Source organism: Bacteroides acidifaciens (assembly GCF_903181435.1).
Classification (GTDB): Bacteria; Bacteroidota; Bacteroidia; order Bacteroidales; family Bacteroidaceae; genus Bacteroides.
Genome location: NZ_CAEUHO010000004.1, coordinates 1,148,033 through 1,164,840, shown reverse-complemented (window position 1 = coordinate 1,164,840; position 16,808 = coordinate 1,148,033). Strand labels below are relative to the sequence as shown.

13 protein-coding genes are annotated in these 16,808 nt (G+C 44.3%); 5 read left to right on the top strand and 8 right to left on the bottom strand.

Annotated features, from left to right (window positions below):
- Positions 1–377: 377 nt before the first annotated feature.
- From CLIN57ABFB40_RS16435 to CLIN57ABFB40_RS16425, 3 genes are all read right to left on the bottom strand, one after another.
- Positions 378–1,277 carry a hypothetical protein gene (locus CLIN57ABFB40_RS16435; protein ID WP_175631072.1) on the bottom strand — a complete coding sequence of 300 codons (900 nt, stop codon included), beginning with the start codon at positions 1,275–1,277 and terminating at the stop codon, positions 378–380.
- A gap of 12 nt (positions 1,278–1,289) precedes the next feature.
- Positions 1,290–1,859 carry a DUF5034 domain-containing protein gene (locus CLIN57ABFB40_RS16430; protein WP_175631071.1) on the bottom strand — a complete coding sequence of 190 codons (570 nt, stop codon included), beginning with the start codon at positions 1,857–1,859 and terminating at the stop codon, positions 1,290–1,292.
- Between the two features lie 86 nt (positions 1,860–1,945).
- Positions 1,946–2,818, bottom strand: a complete 873-nt coding sequence (locus tag CLIN57ABFB40_RS16425) for a hypothetical protein (RefSeq protein WP_175631070.1) — start codon at positions 2,816–2,818, stop codon at positions 1,946–1,948.
- Positions 2,819–3,108: 290 nt separating this feature from the next.
- Here CLIN57ABFB40_RS16425 and mdh point away from each other — a divergent pair, with 290 nt between their 5' ends.
- Positions 3,109–4,050 (top strand): malate dehydrogenase, encoded by a 942-nt coding sequence (gene mdh, locus CLIN57ABFB40_RS16420; protein WP_175631069.1) that lies wholly within the window; start codon positions 3,109–3,111, stop codon positions 4,048–4,050.
- Positions 4,051–4,150: 100 nt separating this feature from the next.
- Here mdh and CLIN57ABFB40_RS16415 read toward each other — a convergent pair whose 3' ends face one another.
- From CLIN57ABFB40_RS16415 to CLIN57ABFB40_RS16395, 5 genes are read right to left on the bottom strand one after another with little or no spacing between them, the layout of a single operon-like run.
- Positions 4,151–5,281 carry a vWA domain-containing protein gene (locus CLIN57ABFB40_RS16415; RefSeq protein ID WP_175631068.1) on the bottom strand — a complete coding sequence of 377 codons (1,131 nt, stop codon included), beginning with the start codon at positions 5,279–5,281 and terminating at the stop codon, positions 4,151–4,153.
- 10 nt (positions 5,282–5,291) lie between these two features.
- Complete coding sequence (locus tag CLIN57ABFB40_RS16410) at positions 5,292–7,628, bottom strand: DUF5682 family protein (protein WP_175631067.1); 2,337 nt, start codon at positions 7,626–7,628, stop codon at positions 5,292–5,294.
- Between the two features lie 12 nt (positions 7,629–7,640).
- Positions 7,641–8,720 carry an ATP-binding protein gene (locus CLIN57ABFB40_RS16405; protein WP_120466075.1) on the bottom strand — a complete coding sequence of 360 codons (1,080 nt, stop codon included), beginning with the start codon at positions 8,718–8,720 and terminating at the stop codon, positions 7,641–7,643.
- 22 nt (positions 8,721–8,742) lie between these two features.
- Positions 8,743–10,212 (bottom strand): DUF5691 domain-containing protein, encoded by a 1,470-nt coding sequence (locus CLIN57ABFB40_RS16400; protein WP_175631066.1) that lies wholly within the window; start codon positions 10,210–10,212, stop codon positions 8,743–8,745.
- Complete coding sequence (locus CLIN57ABFB40_RS16395; RefSeq protein ID WP_175631065.1) at positions 10,199–11,530, bottom strand: SWIM zinc finger domain-containing protein; 1,332 nt, start codon at positions 11,528–11,530, stop codon at positions 10,199–10,201. Before CLIN57ABFB40_RS16395 ends, CLIN57ABFB40_RS16400 begins: the two co-directional genes overlap by 14 nt.
- 236 nt (positions 11,531–11,766) lie before the next feature.
- Between CLIN57ABFB40_RS16395 and CLIN57ABFB40_RS16390 the strand changes: the two genes are divergently transcribed.
- The 4 genes from CLIN57ABFB40_RS16390 to CLIN57ABFB40_RS16375 all read left to right on the top strand — a co-directional run bounded on the left by CLIN57ABFB40_RS16390 (position 11,767) and on the right by CLIN57ABFB40_RS16375 (position 16,773).
- Positions 11,767–13,230, top strand: a complete 1,464-nt coding sequence (locus CLIN57ABFB40_RS16390; protein ID WP_175631064.1) for a TolC family protein — start codon at positions 11,767–11,769, stop codon at positions 13,228–13,230.
- Positions 13,231–13,336: 106 nt separating this feature from the next.
- A complete protein-coding gene (locus tag CLIN57ABFB40_RS16385) occupies positions 13,337–14,329 on the top strand; it encodes an HlyD family secretion protein (RefSeq protein ID WP_175631063.1) in 993 nt (330 codons plus the stop codon).
- Between the two features lie 2 nt (positions 14,330–14,331).
- Positions 14,332–15,513 (top strand): ABC transporter permease, encoded by a 1,182-nt coding sequence (locus CLIN57ABFB40_RS16380; RefSeq protein ID WP_175631062.1) that lies wholly within the window; start codon positions 14,332–14,334, stop codon positions 15,511–15,513.
- Positions 15,514–16,773: an ABC transporter permease gene (locus CLIN57ABFB40_RS16375; protein WP_175631061.1), complete on the top strand. Its 1,260-nt coding sequence runs from the start codon at positions 15,514–15,516 to the stop codon at positions 16,771–16,773.
- The last annotated feature ends 35 nt before the right edge of the window (positions 16,774–16,808 follow it).

Sequence of the window (16,808 nt, the reverse complement as noted above, 5' to 3'; positions counted from 1 at the left end):
AATATATAGAGCTACTGTCAAGTCTGAAAAAGCTGAATGCGCTGAAAGCACTCCCCCCTGGCTACAGCCTATTCTCGCAAGGGATGTTTTTTTCGCCTTCAGCCGCTATCACCTTCTGCCAAGGCGTTTGCGAATAAAGCTGAAACGGCTGAAACCGGATTATAGCATAAAAATTCAGTATGAGAGTTTCGGCTAGTTTAGATACGGATAATTGGAGATTTGATTCATTTCGTACCGGATATGAAAAATGATAACTAATGATTTCATCAAGCGTACTTAAATAATCATTTAATTTCTCGTTGCCTAATGAATTATCATTCAACAGATGTGGGGCGATTTTTCGTCAGGCAATGGAAGATATAATATATGAATCGTTTTTATTTAACTGTCGTAGGGAACAATCCGAAAGACTTACGTTTCTGCTCCATGATTTTCCGCATCCTCTCTTTTCTTGAAGTTATTTGCCCCTTCCTGTCTTTTCTTCCTAACCGGATGGGTATCCCGACTCCCACACAGACATTTAAGTCCCGTCCAAGCGTACTTGTCTTATAAATTCGCCGGTCAACCACTTCATTGGTATAAAGATCGGTCGTAAGACTTTCCATAATTAAGTGGCTTCCTATCGGTTGTATATAGTCAACGGATAAAAACAGATAACAATATGTGCTTAGCTTATAGTTTAGACTAAAGCCTGTTGAAAGGATAAAGACATCCCTGTTATCTTGCCCGAGCCCATATTTGATATCATGACGGGTATCATATAACTGATTACCGCCTTTTTTCTTCAGTCCGATACAAACATCCTGAAAACCGGGACTATTGACACCAATTCCCAATCGAGGATAGAAAGCCCAATGCGAATTCTCGATACGATGGACAACACCGACAGCCAAACATGGGGTTACCGGTAGAGTTTGCTTTTCAAATATATGGTTCCGTATATAATAATCCTTTTCCAAGACACGGGCTAACTCCAAATAATAGTCGGTTCGATACTTAGAAGGAATACCTATTTTTATATTGGCAAACCACCCCCACTTCCTGGAAAAGAAATGCTCCAAACGGAAATCGAGAATCGGGAACGGGGATTTCTTAGCTGCTATAGAAGCAAACGCATTTCCCGCTCCCCTATGCATCAAATCAAAGCTGGTTCCCAAACCTGCATTTAATTGAAGCAGTTTGTTACTCTCTCGGGAGTGAGATAACAGCTGACCTTCCTGCGCTTTCAAAAGCGAACAAATACCAAATAACAGTACAAGCAAATGAAATCTTTTCATGCTCTTGATTTATTAATACAAAGTAATCGGTTCACTGACTCTCTCAATAGTCTCTCCGCTCTCCATAGTCAGCACTACACGGAAACGATATTCTCCTGGTTGCGGAACAGTCAGCAACGCTTTATACATCTGGTTGATTTGTTCTACATAAGATATAGCCTGCCCATTAGCAGTATAGTCTGACTGTTGATTGTCACTGATTGTCTTCGGGTAATTATAAAAGCAGGAAGTAACTTCTGACCCTGCCGGGAAGTTTTCATTAAAAGCTGAATCCGTGAAAATGCTTATCTTTTTTATTTCATCAGATAATACATAAGAAAAATAACGACCGTCATCAAAAGAAACTGATTCATCTTCCGAAATTTCTATTGATACACAAATCTCCAAGAGATACGCTTCTTTAGGTACTTTAAATTCTGCAGGCTCTTTCGGAGATTCGCCTGCATTATTCCAATGATGAAGTGTGACATCATCTATTGTACATGTGACTTTGACCACTTCCGGTAGATCGTCATCGCAAGTCATAGCTGTAAACACCAGAAACAGCAATGATAATAATAGTAATGAATAGTGCTTTTTCATATATACTGTTTTAATATTAACAAAGTTAATCTTTTTTTCAATATATACGCACAGAAAAAGGTACTACTATCCGATAGAACGACTTTTTAATTCAATGTAAACGACTGCGAGCCAATCAGATTGCCACCTTCGAAGATATCAACCCGGTAGTTTCCGGCATATAAGAACTCTTCCACATCCCAAAACACATTAACGTTCTGTTCTTCTCCGTTGTACTCAATATACTTTTTGATAGAATAGGCCAGTGTACGATTCTCATAAGGGAAAGTATTGGACGCACTCTTAGTCAACACATCGTTATCCGGTTTAGTGATACGTATATAAATGGTACGCTCACCGTTCTCAGCAGTGATATTCTTTACTACAGTAAAGCTGATGGCCAGTTTCACCACATCTTTCACCTTCTTAGCTACTTTGCCGCGTTTGTTGCGGGGTTCGATACGGATATTGGTGGCGTCAAGTTGGGCTGCCAGTGTCACCTTCTTATCCAAATTCTTCTTTTCTTCAGAAAGATTACTGATTTGTTGAGAAGCCTTATTATACTTCTCGGTCACATCAGCAATAACCAATTTCTGCTGTTCAGTCAGTTTATTCAATGAATCGATCTGATTGATATAACCAATCATTACCTTACGTAGAGTAGCCAGTTCCTTTTTCAAACGGCGGATTTCCGTAGCGTTCGAACTTTTCACCGTACGAAGTTCTTCCAACAAGCGCTGTGTTTTCAATTGCTCCTGCTCCAGCAGTTGAGATAAAGAATCATTGGATATGGTCATCTTCAACTCATCATATTGTTGTGCGAAACGAGTATATTCGTTTTCCAAATCTTCCTTGTCTAATTGAAACTCCTGCACTAACTCACGGTTAGCTTGTTTCTCAGTAAACAATAAATAGGTAACACCAATAATAGCTATCACCAAAATAGCTACAGCTGCAATAAGAAGACTTTTTTTACTCATAGTTTCAGTTGTTAATTGATAACGGGCGCAAAAGTAATCATTTCGTAACAGAAGTCAAGCAGAAAAACAGAGAGTTTTAGAAAAACCTTCGGCTAATCTGTACAATTTTAATTTATTAACCCGTTTGATAATCTATCGGCTATCCTTTTATACTACTGCCTGTAGATTCTGATTACTTCGACCTTTAACTAAAATTATTACGGAAAAATTTCTTTAATCAGGATTATCGTTGTAATTTTGTCGCGCAAAATAGATGAAACAAATTATCAACTTTTTAAATATATAGTATTATGTCAAAAGTAACCGTAGTAGGCGCAGGTAACGTAGGTGCTACATGTGCAAATGTACTTGCTTTTAATGAAGTAGCAGACGAAGTAGTAATGCTGGACGTTAAAGAAGGCGTTTCAGAAGGTAAAGCAATGGATATGATGCAGACAGCTCAATTGCTGGGTTTCGACTCTACATTGGTAGGCTGCACTAACGACTATGCTCAGACTGCTAACTCTGACGTTGTTGTGATTACTTCAGGTATTCCTCGTAAACCGGGTATGACTCGTGAAGAATTGATCGGCGTGAATGCTGGTATTGTTAAATCGGTAGCAGAAAACTTGTTGAAATATTCTCCTAACGCTATCATCGTCGTTATCTCTAACCCGATGGATACAATGACTTATTTGGCATTGAAGGCTCTGGGCTTGCCGAAAAACCGTGTGATCGGTATGGGTGGTGCTTTGGATAGCTCTCGTTTCAAATATTTCTTGTCTCAAGCTATCGGTTGCAACGCTAACGAAGTAGAAGGTATGGTTATCGGCGGTCACGGTGATACTACTATGATTCCTTTGACTCGTTTCGCTACTTACAAAGGTATGCCTGTATCCAACTTCATCTCTGCCGAAAAACTGGAAGAAGTTGCCGCTGCTACAATGGTAGGTGGTGCTACACTGACTAAATTGCTGGGTACTTCTGCATGGTATGCACCGGGTGCAGCCGGAGCATTCGTAGTTGAATCTATCCTTCATGACCAAAAGAAGATGATTCCTTGTTCTGTATTATTGGAAGGTGAATACGGCGAATCAGATCTTTGCATCGGCGTTCCTGTAATCCTTGGCAAGAACGGTATCGAAAAGATCGTTGAACTGAACCTGAACGAAGACGAAAAAGCTAAGTTCGCAGCTAGCGCAAAAGCTGTTCACGGAACGAACGCTGCTTTGAAAGAAGTAGGCGCTCTGTAAGAGAAAGCAAAATCCCCTTACATTTATATATTAAGAAAGGCTGTTCTTCGTTATGAGGAACAGCCTTTTTCGTTGCCATCGAATATCCGGTATTTGATTGTCAGGACATCTTTATGTTTTGAGAAACCCACATACCGATATCCTGTTTGCTAAGAGCAGCCGCCATCAGGTCGGGAAACTTATCCGGAGTGCAGGCAAAAGTGGGTACGCCGATAGAAGCTAAAAATTCCGCATGGTTCTTGTCATAAGACGGAGCACCATCATCATTCAATGCCGGCAACACAATCAGTTGCACGCCGCTGTCGACAAGAGATACAAATTTCTTTCGCATCTCTCTCGGGTCGCCTCCTTCATAAAGGTCGGTCACCAATACGAGCACTGTATCTTGCGGGCGGGTCACTATGCCTTGACAATAAGTCAAAGCCTGGGCAATATCCGTTCCTCCTCCTAGTTGTACTCCAAAAAGCAGATCGACAGGATCTTGCAAATCGTCCGTAAGGTCGACAACCGCCGTGTCAAACACGACCATTCGGGTAGAGACAGCCGGAATAGACGCCAATACGGAACCAAAAATGCCGGAGTAAATCACGGACGTGCCCATAGAACCACTTTGGTCCAAACACAGGATGATATCTTTCATGGCTTTCCTCTTACGACCGTATCCGATACGTATTTCAGGAATAATCGTCTTATACTCCGGCTGGTAATTTTTCAGATTCTTCGTAATGGTTGTTTTCCAGTCTATTTCATTATAGCGGGGATTCCGGCGACGGGCGGAGCGGTTCAACGCACCGGTCACCGCCTGTTGAGTAGGTGCCGACAGTTTGCGGAGCAATTCATCAGCCACCTGACGGACTATCTGACGCGCCATCTCTTTATTCTTCTCCGGAATAACCTGACTTAAAGACATCAAGGTAGCCACCAAATGCACATTGGGAACCACCGTTTCCAACATTTCCTTTTCTGTAAGCAACGTAGTCAGATTCAACCGCTTGATGGCATCCCGCTGAATCACCTGCACCACTGTCTGTGGGAAAAACTCACGAATCTCCCCCAGCCATCGGCTGACTTTGGGAGCCGAGGAGCCCAGCCCTCCCCTCCTGTCGCTATCATATACGGCTTCCAAGGATTGGTCGATCCGCCGTTCTTCCACGCTCAACGATACGCCTGTGCCATCGGCCTCATCACCCCCCAATATCAAACGCCATCTTTTCAGTAATTCTTCTTCCATTTCTTTTCTTTTACTTTGTTTCAAGTCCCAACAACTGACGAATCACCGGAATTACTCTTGCCGCCTCTTCCCGGTCGAGATTCAAATCCTCTGTTCCGGCAAGGGGACGGGCGGTGGCAGTTCCGGCATGACGTGCCTTTTCTCCCAGTTTACGGCGCTCGGCCGAAGTAAATTCACTGAAAGTACGCCGCAGAATCGGCAACAACTCCATAAACGTCTCTTGCTCCTGCGCACACACCCAGGTATTTACCAGATTCCAAAGACGATCGTCCAGTAGTAACACCGAACCCGAAGAGCGCAGGAATCCTTCAAACCAATAAGCCATGTCTGCCGGAGAATTACCAACCGACGAATAGTAACTTAACGTATCCTGCATTTCTTCCATCGTTATCTCACCTTTATCATTCAGCAAACGAGTGGCGTAACCGGACAATAACGGATGGACATTGGCCGATGAGCGTATTTGACAGATAAAATTACGCCACATCCGGTTCAGTTCTTCCCGATTCAGAATAGAAAGGGCATAGTCTGTGGCAACTAATTTGTCGAGCAGACCGCTTGCCGCTTCTTCATCAATATTGATACATACCAGCACACCGCCTGCAAGAATACGCGCAACCATCGCCTCAAGCATACTACCTACCTTCGAGAAGTCGAGGTTGCGGACATTTCCGTAACGGACGATATTCACCAGTCCGGGAATCGCTTCCATCATTTCAAGAATATCGGTCGAGGCTGCCGAAAGCGCATCCAGCCGCACGGTCATAGCCTCCACCAATGCGGGAAGATCTGCCGGAAGCACCTCGTTCAATAATGCGGTCAACTCAGGAATATGAAAAATCTCCTCCATAGTTGCCTGCAAATACTTTTGGGTAGCTTCCATCACCGTATTTCCCCATATCGCCCGCTCAATGATATCGATAATCTGTTCCGGTTTATGATATAAGGTCCATTGTTCTTTAAAAGTACCTTTACCGTCTATTTCTCCGTGAATCGCCCAGTCAATTCCCAACAATTGCAGACGATGAAAAAAGATACTCCGTTCAAGGTCATTGGGTTTGCGGAGGTCCAGTATCAGCTCTTTTATTTCGGCAGTGAACGGAACACGCAGACTTTTCTGTGTCTTCTCCACATCTACCAGCAACGGCACTTTGGGCACATTATCGGGAACGCTTCCCAAACGATTGCTGATAATGAGCTCTTCACGAATGATTTGCAACAAGATGTCATCTCCAAACCCCATCACGGTAGTCACAGCCTCGTTATATTCGTTCAGTGAAGGATAGGGCAGATTTCGGAGTGCGGCCGTAGCTTGTGCCAGTCGGACAGTCTCAATGACGTGAGCCACCGAAATATCCATATTCTTCTGTCGCAACAAAGAGGCTATCCGGCTTATCCAAAGCGTACCGTCATCTTCCGGATGATGCCAAAGATAGTGATACCATCCCGGAGATTCTATTCCCGCGCCATAACCGCTACGCAGAGCCAACCGATTATATGTCCACGGAATCCATGTACATTCTATTTTTACTTTCGGCAAGCCTTTCAGCAATGCGTTATCCTCTTTCACTTTAGGCATATCCTCCAATGCGGGCACATGCCAAGCACCGCAAACAACGGCAATGCGCTCAAAGTTTTCTTTCTGTGCCGCCCGTATCATTTTACGCATCCAGGCTTCACGAAGCAAATCACGGGCGGAAGTCTGTCCGGAAAGTTCTTCCCGAAGAGCAGTGACCGCTTCCTTCACCGCCTGAAATATATCTTCAGATTCCTTTCGGTGTTCAATCATCATTTCCCACCAGGATTCTCCATCGGTACATCCGGCGGCACGAGCCAGCCAATCAAACGGATCGCCGATTGATTCTTCTTTCTTTTCTTCTGCCGCTGTGACTGTTTCTTCCGCCACTTCCATTTCTGCAGCTTCCATTTCGATCGTTTCCGTTTCGGTCGCTTCTGTTTCGGTCGGGTCTGTTTGTCCGTCAACGGATTCCGTCAATTCTTCCGAAGCCTTCAGCTCTTCCTGTTTACGGAGAGCCATCGAATAAACCAAAGGCAAATCGAAGAAACGAAGAGGAACCCCATTCTGTACGGCATATCGCATCGCCTGCCATTCCGGAGAGAACTCAGCAAACGGATAGAATACTGCCCGTTGCGGTTCGTCGGGCTGATAAGCCAACAACGCAACGGGAGGAACCATCTGCAGATTTCCCACACAAGCAAGCAATGCCTCTGCTTCTGCCGGACCTTCTACCAGAATCAAATCCGGTTGCAGTTCTTGCAGGTAATTCAGCACATTGCGGCATGAGCCGGGACCATGATGCCTAATACCTAATAAATGAATCGCCATTTTCTCTTCTTTTTAGATCATATCCCTTGAAGCACGATAGATGTCTTTCCAACCCTCCCGGTTCTTCACGACTGTTTCCATGTATTCCTGCCAAACGACTTTATCTTGTACCGGGTCTTTTACCACTGCTCCCAAGATACCGGATACCAAGTCTTCCGCATGGATTTCTCCATCGCCGAAATAACCGGCCATTGCCAAGCCGTTATTCACAACCGAGATGGCTTCAGCCGTGCTAAGCGTACCACTCGGTGTTTTCAGTTTGGTCTTGCCATCGACAGTCGCCCCCTGCCGAAGTTCACGGAAAATGGTGACCACCCGCCGAATTTCCGACAACGCCGGCTTCTCTGCCGGAAGTTGCATCACCTTCTCAAAGCTTTCCACCCGACGACGGACAATATCAATCTCCTCGTCAATAGAGTCAGGCAAAGGCAAAATGACCGTATTGAAACGTCGCTTCAAAGCACTCGAAAGTTCATTCACCCCCTTATCGCGATTGTTGGCGGTGGCAATGATATTGAAGCCGCGGACAGCCTGTATCTCCTTATTCAACTCAGGAACGGGGAGCGTCTTTTCTGAGAGAATCGTAATCAAAGTATCCTGTACATCCGAACCGATTCGGGTCAACTCTTCAATACGCCCGATCTTTCCTTCCTGCATCGCTTTCATGACAGGAGTCTGTATCAAAGCACCCTCACTTGGTCCTTCCGCCAGTAAACGTGCATAGTTCCATCCATAACGGATGGCCTCTTCACCTGTTCCGGCTGTACCCTGCACTATCAACGTCGAATTGCCCGAGATGGCAGCCGCAATATGCTCACTCACCCAGCTTTTTGCCGTTCCGGGTAAGCCGTAAAGCAACAACGCGCGGTCGGTTGCCAAAGTGGCGACCGCTATTTCCATCAGACGACGGTGGCCGATATATTTCGGAGAGACTTCGAAACCATTCTTCAACTTGCCACCCATCAGATAAGTGACCACAGACTGCGGAGACATTTCCCAGTTCTCCGGAATGGCATAAGTCTCGTTCTTTTTCAACTCATGAAGTTCTTCTGCAAATTGCTGTTCGGCATGTTCTCTCAATAAAGCGCTCATATCTTTCAGTTTTTATTGTTCGTTATTTAATTAAGGTATCTATTTTCTGTTTTACATCCATGTACTCCAGTACCAACCGGCAAAAGTAAAAAGTCGTATTGTTCTCCTGCTTTGTCACCGAAGTGGCAATCTGCTCCAACGTACCTCTCATTTCAGCAGGGAAATACACAGCCAATTGTTCCGCCGTTTCTTTAGGAAGATAGTAGTTATTTCGCAGAAGGCGTTGCAAGACATAGGATGAAAATTTCATTCCCCATTCCCCGCCGTCTTCATTAAACCAACTATCCGGAATCAGTCCGCCTCTGGTTATCTGAAATGCTATTTCTTCACGCTGAGAAGGAGAAAGCAACCCCGCTAACGCAAGGCTCATATCTTCTTCCGCATTTTCTTTCAATGTGTAATAAGCCCATACGGAATCTCCGAAATTCAGAATCGGACTTGAAAGATCAAACAATTTCTGAAAAGGAGGTTTCTTCGCCAATTTACCCGCTGCCTTTTCCGGTGTACAGTCGTAGAACTCACTCCAAAAACTTAGTGGCACCCGTTCTGCCAATTGCCTCAACAAGAAGCGATCATCTTTTTCGTTTTTATTGGCACTGACCTCTTCAAATCCTAATTTCTTCATTTCCGGCGTATATTCAATCTTATCGTACGACCACCCTGAAAGAAAATTAAAATGCAATTTCCCACGCAACAACTCCTGATAGGTTTTCACCTGTTCCGAATCCGGCAAGCTGCACAACAATCGGCGGGCAGTCTCTTTGACACTGCTACTTCTGTCCTTCAAAAGGAGTTCCTGCAAGAAAGTCTCGTCCGCTTTGGTCAATCCTATACGCAGACACCGAATCAACTCCTCGCGATGAGCGGCTGATTCATTCTTCAACTCTGTCTGCAATAAAGCCAGTCCTTGTTCGGGCTGTTCCTGCCGCAAACGACACAACATCCGTTTCCGTTCTTCGTGGGAAGCCGTCTCCCAACTTTCATTCCCCGGTTCTCCCCATGCGGGAAGTCCCATTTCCGAAAGCAGCCAACGCCCTCTACGCCCCGACAATTCCGACAACCAACGTTGCTCTTCGTGCCGTTTAGGATTGTTTCGGTCAAAAGCCCTTTGCAATAAAGCCGGCAGATAAACCGGCGGCAACAACTTATCGAAAGCTATCGCTTTACGATATGCATATAATAAGAGATACGAGTTCCGGTTACCATGCAGAGAAGTCAACAGTTCTCCCACTTCGCGGGAGAAGCAGGCTTTACTCTCTTCAGGAGCTTCCGATACAGACACGGGTTCTTTCAACGAGTATGCCTTCAATCCGGCACGTCTGAAAGCGAAACCTAAAGCCGACAATTGATAAAAAGCAGTCTCCGCATCTTCTGCTTTCTCTTGAATGTCACGCAAGCTGTCTTGCAATTCTTCGGGCAAATCCGTTGCTATCAGTTCACGAGTAGCAGTCCCTAATAATGCTATGTTAATCAGTTGGTCAGTTACGTTCATCTTTCCAAAAATAATATTCAGATTGATACCAAATAGTTTTCAATTCCCAAAAAGTAACATCCGCCAGCAGGAAAGCAGCAAAAGGCTTTCCACCGGTAGTAGCAAGAATATCAATACGAATGTTTTCGTCCACATGTACCGGTATGACACGTCCTTCGGCATCTTGCAGGTATTGCGCATTGCCGGCTGTCACCAATCTGACATTATCTACCAATAAAGGGACTTCCTCCACAAAAGGATTGGTCTGGACGATCGTTCTATAATATTGTGTGGCAGTTTCCAAGTCGGGCCAACAAGAAGGTTGGAATTTTTCGTCCAACCGTTGCAGTTCTTTGGGCAATGCACGTAAAGCGGCAACTCCTTTGTAAAAGTACAATGGACCCTGATACGTACCACCGGACAGAATCGTAAACTCCGGCAGCGTTCCCGGAACCATAAAATAAACATACACCGCCATCCGGTGACTCGCCTTTCCGTACAACCAAAAAACATCGGTTCGCAAATCGTTCACCTTATTACTTCTTGTATGTAGCACCATCCACTGATCTTCGACAGGTTCTCCCGCCATCACCTCTTCCTTTGATTGCGGATATCCTATTTGAGTACGAATTTCGAATTGCCAGTCAGCCGGAAGATTGTCCAAATGTTTATAGCTTTCCGCAAGCAGATATATTTTACTCAGTTTGTCTGTCAGTTTGAATTTCCAGTCCTCCGAATAGAAATTCAACTCCCGAAGTCCCCTCAGCCTGCCTGCCAGCCCTGATGCCTGTGCGTCAACCATTCTCCGCGAGATAGCTTCAAACAAGGTGTAGGCTCTCTCCGGAACGTTGAGTAAGCCGTTGCGCAACAAGTCTTTCATCCATATCTGAAGGTCTTCAATCCCTCCCAACACTTTTTGATGACGCACAGCCTGTCTCTTAGCCTGCGCCGCCTCATCTATCGGAGCTGCCGTCTTTTTTTCTTTCCGCTCTTTCTTTTCTTCCTTCTCTTTACGTTTGGAAAGCCATGTTTCCACCCAATCCGGTTCCTCTGCCTGCTTGAAAGATTCGGAATAAGACGCATACATATATAAAAGTCCTAAAGCATGTTTACATGGAAACTTACGGCTGGGGCAAGAACATCTAAATGCAATATCCTTTATATCAACAACTGTTTGATAAGGTGTTTGTCCACTTCCTTGACAATGCCCCCAGATTGCACGGTCACTATACTCCAAAAGCAACCATTTGGCTCGACTCGCTAAACCTTTTCCTGCCTTCACTGAAGCCGCATCCGGCGCCAATTGGGCAATTTGTTCTTCTGTCAGATTTAATAACATTACGGTATGTTTATCATATTTCCGAATGCAAGTATAACACATTTTTCAAACAGAAGCATTAAAAAAAAAGCTAATTCTTTTTGCATTTTCAAAGAAAGCACTACTTTTGCATCGTTGTTTATGCAATTATTGTTTAAGTAAACAAGTGCAAAAAAACAGACTACTTCAATAAACAAATTACATAAAAACAGGGTTATTAAATATAGAAGTATCACCTTATTAATATGCAAGATGCGATGAAAAAAGTATTTCTTCTGACAATTCTGCTAAGCCTCACTTTCATAGGAAAAGCGCAAAACTTTCTAAGTCTGGATAGTTGCCGCGCATTAGCTCTTGCCAACAACAAAGATTTGTTGATAAGCAATGAGAAAATAAATGCCGCCCATTATCAACGGAAAGCCGCATTTACGAATTATCTGCCCAATTTCTCGGCAACCGGAGCTTACATGAGAAACCAGAAAGAGTTTTCATTATTAAATAATGACCAAAAGGCTGCGCTTTCTGGATTAGGAACTAATCTGGCAGGCCCTATCCAACAGGTTGCAACCGAGATTGCAACAGCACATCCAGAATTGGCACCACTTATTGCTTCCCTAAGCGGAAAACTAGGAGCGGCTCTGCCGGCTCTCGACCAAGCGGGGAACTCTTTAGTGGATGCGCTCCGTACAGATACGAGAAATGTCTATGCAGGCGCCATTACATTGACACAGCCTTTATACATGGGTGGAAAAATCCGGGCGTACAACAAAATAACAAAGTATGCCGAAGAATTGGCTCAGCAACAACACCATGGCGGTATGCAGGAAGTAATCATGAGTACAGACCAAGCTTACTGGCAAGTTATTTCACTGGTCAATAAGAAGAAGCTGGCGGAAGGTTATTTAAAGCTTTTGCAACAGCTGGACAGTGATGTAGAAAAAATGATTCATGAAGGAGTAGCCACCAAAGCAGACGGTCTGTCTGTACGCGTCAAGGTGAATGAAGCGGAAATGACACTCACCAAAGTGGAAGACGGATTGAGCCTTGCCCGAATGTTGTTGTGTCAACTATGTGGCATTGATCTTAGCTCCCCCATCACGCTGGCAGATGAAAATATGGAAGATATTCCATTACTGACAACAGACCCTCATTTCAATTTGTCTACCGCTTATGAGAATCGTCCGGAAATACGTAGTCTCGAATTAGCAACACAGATTTATAAACAGAAAGTAAACGTAACCCGTGCCGAACATCTTCCCTCCATCGCATTGATGGGGAATTATATGGTAACCAATCCTTCTGTCTTCAATAGCTTTGAAAACAAATTCAAAGGCATGTGGAATGTGGGAGTGATGGTACAGATACCTATATGGCACTGGGGAGAAGGTATTTATAAAACCAAAGCGGCAAAAGCCGAAGCCCGCATTGCACAATACCAGCTTCAGGACGCACGCGAAAAAATAGAGTTGCAGGTCAATCAAGCCGCTTTCAAGGTAAAGGAAGCAGGTAAGAAACTGGTTATGTCTTCCAAAAACATGGAAAAAGCGGAAGAGAATCTGCGCTATGCAACGCTTGGTTTTAAAGAGGGAGTGATTGCCACCAGTAATGTTCTTGAAGCACAAACGGCATGGCTGTCCGCTCATTCAGAAAAGATTGACGCACAAATAGATGTGAAGCTGACAGAAATCTATTTGAAGAAATCTTTGGGAACGCTGAAATAAACAAGAAGCGGGAATATAATGTAAAGAGCCCAATCAGAAACAACCCAATCCCTAACCAACTCACAATCGATAAATCATAAAACATAAATCATAATTCATAAATTATATGACACCTATAAAATCACAAAACAGCAATATGCTGCTTGCATTCCTTACTCTACTGGGAGTTATTGCAATCGTTGCAGTCGTTGGCTTCTTCATGCTTCGCAAAGGTCCTGAAATCATACAGGGACAGGCTGAAGTTACCGAGTATCGCGTTTCGAGCAAAGTTCCGGGACGTATATTGGAATTTCGCGTGAAAGAAGGGCAAAGCGTCAATGCCGGAGATACGCTGGCCATTTTGGAAGCTCCTGACGTAGTGGCAAAAATGGAACAGGCACGTGCTGCCGAAGCTGCCGCACAGGCACAAAACGCAAAAGCAATCAAAGGCGCACGTCAGGAACAAATCCAGGCAGCATACGAAATGTGGCAAAAAGCCCAAGCTGGCGTCACCATTGCCGAAAAATCATATCAACGTGTAAAGAATCTCTATGAGCAGGGAGTAATGCCGGCACAGAAATTGGATGAAGTCACTGCGCAACGGGATGCAAGCATTGCTACAGAGAAAGCAGCTAAAGCACAATATACCATGGCAAAGAACGGAGCGGAACGTGAAGATAAGATGGCTGCGGAAGCTTTGGTAAACCGGGCAAAAGGTGCTGTTGCCGAAGTAGAATCGTACATAAAGGAGACTTATCTCATAGCACAGGCTGCGGGAGAAGTTTCAGAGATATTCCCGAAGGTAGGCGAATTGGTGGGTACCGGTGCTCCCATCATGAATATCGCCGAACTCAACGACATGTGGGTAACATTCAACGTACGCGAGGATCTGCTCAAAAATCTGACAATGGGTTCGGAATTCGAAGCAGTCATTCCTGCTTTGGACAATAAAAAGATCCACCTCAAAGTATATTATCTGAAAGACTTAGGCACTTATGCTGCCTGGAAAGCAACCAAAACAACCGGACAGTTCGATCTGAAAACATTCGAAGTAAAAGCTTCTCCGACAGAGAAGGTGGAAAACCTCCGTCCGGGTATGTCTGTCATCATTGGCAAGTAATCATGAAAGAGAGAGAAAAGAAATATATAGCTCTGTGGCAGGTCATGCAAAGAGAGTGCCGGCGGTTGGTTTCACGCCCGCTCTACCTATTCTGTATGGTCATCGCGCCGCTGTTTTGCTATATATTTTTCACCACCTTAATGGATTCGGGGCTTCCCAAGGATCTTCCTGCGGGAGTAGTAGATATGGATGATTCGTCTACTTCCCGTAATATTGTCCGCAATCTGGATGCTTTTTCGCAGACAGGGATCGTAGCTCATTACAGTAATGTGACAGATGCACGTATTGCCATGCAGGAGGGAAAAATCTATGGATTCTTTTACCTTCCCAAAGGTTTATCGGCAGAGGCACAGAGCCAACGACAACCGACAATCTCCTTCTACACCAATTACTCCTACCTGATTGCAGGCTCTCTATTGTTCAGAGACATGAAAATGATGGGAGAACTCACTTCGGGAGCTGCCGCAAGGACCATGTTGTACGCCAAAGGTGCAACAGAGGATCAGGCTATGGCATATCTGCAACCGATTGTTATCGATACGCACCCACTGAATAATCCGTGGCTGAACTATTCGGTATACTTATGTAATACACTGATACCGGGAGTGCTCATGCTATTAATATTTATGATTACTGTTTATTCAATCGGCGTAGAAATCAAAGATCGTACAGCTCGCGAATGGTTACGAATGAGTAACAACTCCATTTATATTGCATTGGCCGGGAAGTTGCTTCCCCATACTGTAGTCTTTTTCATTATGGGTATATTTTATAATGTATATCTATACGGATTCCTACATTTTCCTTGCAATAGCGGTATCTTTCCTATGATATTCGCCACGCTATGCCTTGTACTGGCATCGCAATGTTGCGGTATCGTTATGATAGGAACTCTGCCCACGCTGCGGCTCGGACTGAGTTTCGCCTCACTATGGGGAGTTATATCGTTCTCCATTTCCGGTTTTTCTTTTCCGGTGATGGCTATGCACCCTGTCTTGCAGGCTTTAAGCAACCTATTCCCGTTGCGCCATTATTTCCTGATTTATGTAGACCAGGCACTCAACGGATACAGTATGGCTTACTCGTGGAGCAATTATATGGCATTATTAATATTCATGATGCTTCCTTTCTTTGTGGTTCACCGCTTAAAAGAAGCATTGGTTTACTATAAATACATACCCTAAATGAAAGATATAAAATTAAAAGACAAGATAGCCCAAGGTATCAATGACCTGTTTTATATCTGGAAGCGGGAGTTTCAGACAACTTTCCGCGACCAGGGGGTACTGATATTCTTCATACTCGTCCCGTTGGGCTATCCATTGCTGTATAGCTTCATCTACGACAATGAAGTGGTGCGTGAAGTTCCCGCTGTTGTGGTGGACGATTCCCATTCATCTCTCAGCCGTGAATATCTCCGGAAAGTAGACGCTACACCTGATATACAAATCGTATCTTATTGCGCTGATATGGAAGAAGCCAAACAAATGCTGAAGGACAGACATGCGTACGGCATCATCTATATCCCTTCTGACTTTAGCGATAACATTGCCAAAGGAAAACAGACACAGGTCAGTATTTATTGCGACATGAGCGGATTACTTTATTATAAGTCCATGTTGATAGCCAATACTGCCGTCTCATTGGATATGAATCAGGATATTAAAATAGCCCGCAGTGGCAATACGACCGACCGACAGGATGAAATAACTGCTTACCCGATAGAATATGAGGAGATTTCGATATTCAATCCTACTGCCGGATTCGCCGCCTTTCTAATTCCTGCTGTACTGGTATTGATTATTCAGCAGACACTATTGCTCGGCATCGGTCTTGCAGCCGGAACCGCCCGCGAGAACAACCGCTTCAAAGACCTTGTACCTATCAACCGGCATTATAACGGAACTTTACGAATCGTACTCGGAAAGGGACTAAGTTACTTCATGGTTTATGTATTGGTCGCTTTCTACGTACTGCATATCGTACCACGACTATTCAGCCTCAACCAAATCGGACAGCCCGGTTCGTTAGTATTATTCGTTGTTCCTTATTTGGCAGCTTGCATTTTCTTTGCCATGACAACTTCCATTGCTATTCGCAATCGGGAGACGTGTATGCTGATTTTTGTATTTACATCCGTCCCTTTGCTATTTATATCAGGAATTTCTTGGCCGGGGGCTGCCATTCCTCCGTTCTGGAAGTATGTATCTTACATATTCCCGTCTACCTTCGGAATCAATGGCTTTGTAAAAATCAATAATATGGGGGCAACTTTGAGCGAGGTAGCTTTTGAATATAAAGCTTTGTGGTTACAAGCGGGGTTCTATTTTCTGACTACCTGCTGGGTATATCGTTGGCAAATACTTATGAGTCGTAAACATGCCATAGAGAGATATAAGGAACTAAAAGAGAAAGAAAACTTATCCAAGCAGGTAAGTGATTGATAGATATAATACAAAAGAGAGAAACGAACGGTATA

Excerpts from the sequence above, each read along its gene's own strand:
- CLIN57ABFB40_RS16435 (WP_175631072.1), bottom strand. The coding sequence starts at position 1,277 with ATGAAAAGATTTCATTTGCTTGTACTGTTATTTGGTATTTGTTCGCTT.
- CLIN57ABFB40_RS16430 (WP_175631071.1), bottom strand. The coding sequence starts at position 1,859 with ATGAAAAAGCACTATTCATTACTATTATTATCATTGCTGTTTCTGGTG.
- CLIN57ABFB40_RS16400 (WP_175631066.1), bottom strand. The coding sequence starts at position 10,212 with ATGAACGTAACTGACCAACTGATTAACATAGCATTATTAGGGACTGCT.
- CLIN57ABFB40_RS16410 (WP_175631067.1), bottom strand. The coding sequence starts at position 7,628 with ATGGCGATTCATTTATTAGGTATTAGGCATCATGGTCCCGGCTCATGC.
- CLIN57ABFB40_RS16395 (WP_175631065.1), bottom strand. The coding sequence starts at position 11,530 with ATGTTATTAAATCTGACAGAAGAACAAATTGCCCAATTGGCGCCGGAT.
- CLIN57ABFB40_RS16390 (WP_175631064.1), top strand. The coding sequence starts at position 11,767 with ATGAAAAAAGTATTTCTTCTGACAATTCTGCTAAGCCTCACTTTCATA.
- CLIN57ABFB40_RS16425 (WP_175631070.1), bottom strand. The coding sequence starts at position 2,818 with ATGAGTAAAAAAAGTCTTCTTATTGCAGCTGTAGCTATTTTGGTGATA.
- CLIN57ABFB40_RS16415 (WP_175631068.1), bottom strand. The coding sequence starts at position 5,281 with ATGGAAGAAGAATTACTGAAAAGATGGCGTTTGATATTGGGGGGTGAT.
- CLIN57ABFB40_RS16380 (WP_175631062.1), top strand. The coding sequence starts at position 14,332 with ATGAAAGAGAGAGAAAAGAAATATATAGCTCTGTGGCAGGTCATGCAA.
- CLIN57ABFB40_RS16405 (WP_120466075.1), bottom strand. The coding sequence starts at position 8,720 with ATGAGCGCTTTATTGAGAGAACATGCCGAACAGCAATTTGCAGAAGAA.
- mdh (WP_175631069.1), top strand. The coding sequence starts at position 3,109 with ATGTCAAAAGTAACCGTAGTAGGCGCAGGTAACGTAGGTGCTACATGT.
- CLIN57ABFB40_RS16375 (WP_175631061.1), top strand. The coding sequence starts at position 15,514 with ATGAAAGATATAAAATTAAAAGACAAGATAGCCCAAGGTATCAATGAC.
- CLIN57ABFB40_RS16385 (WP_175631063.1), top strand. The coding sequence starts at position 13,337 with ATGACACCTATAAAATCACAAAACAGCAATATGCTGCTTGCATTCCTT.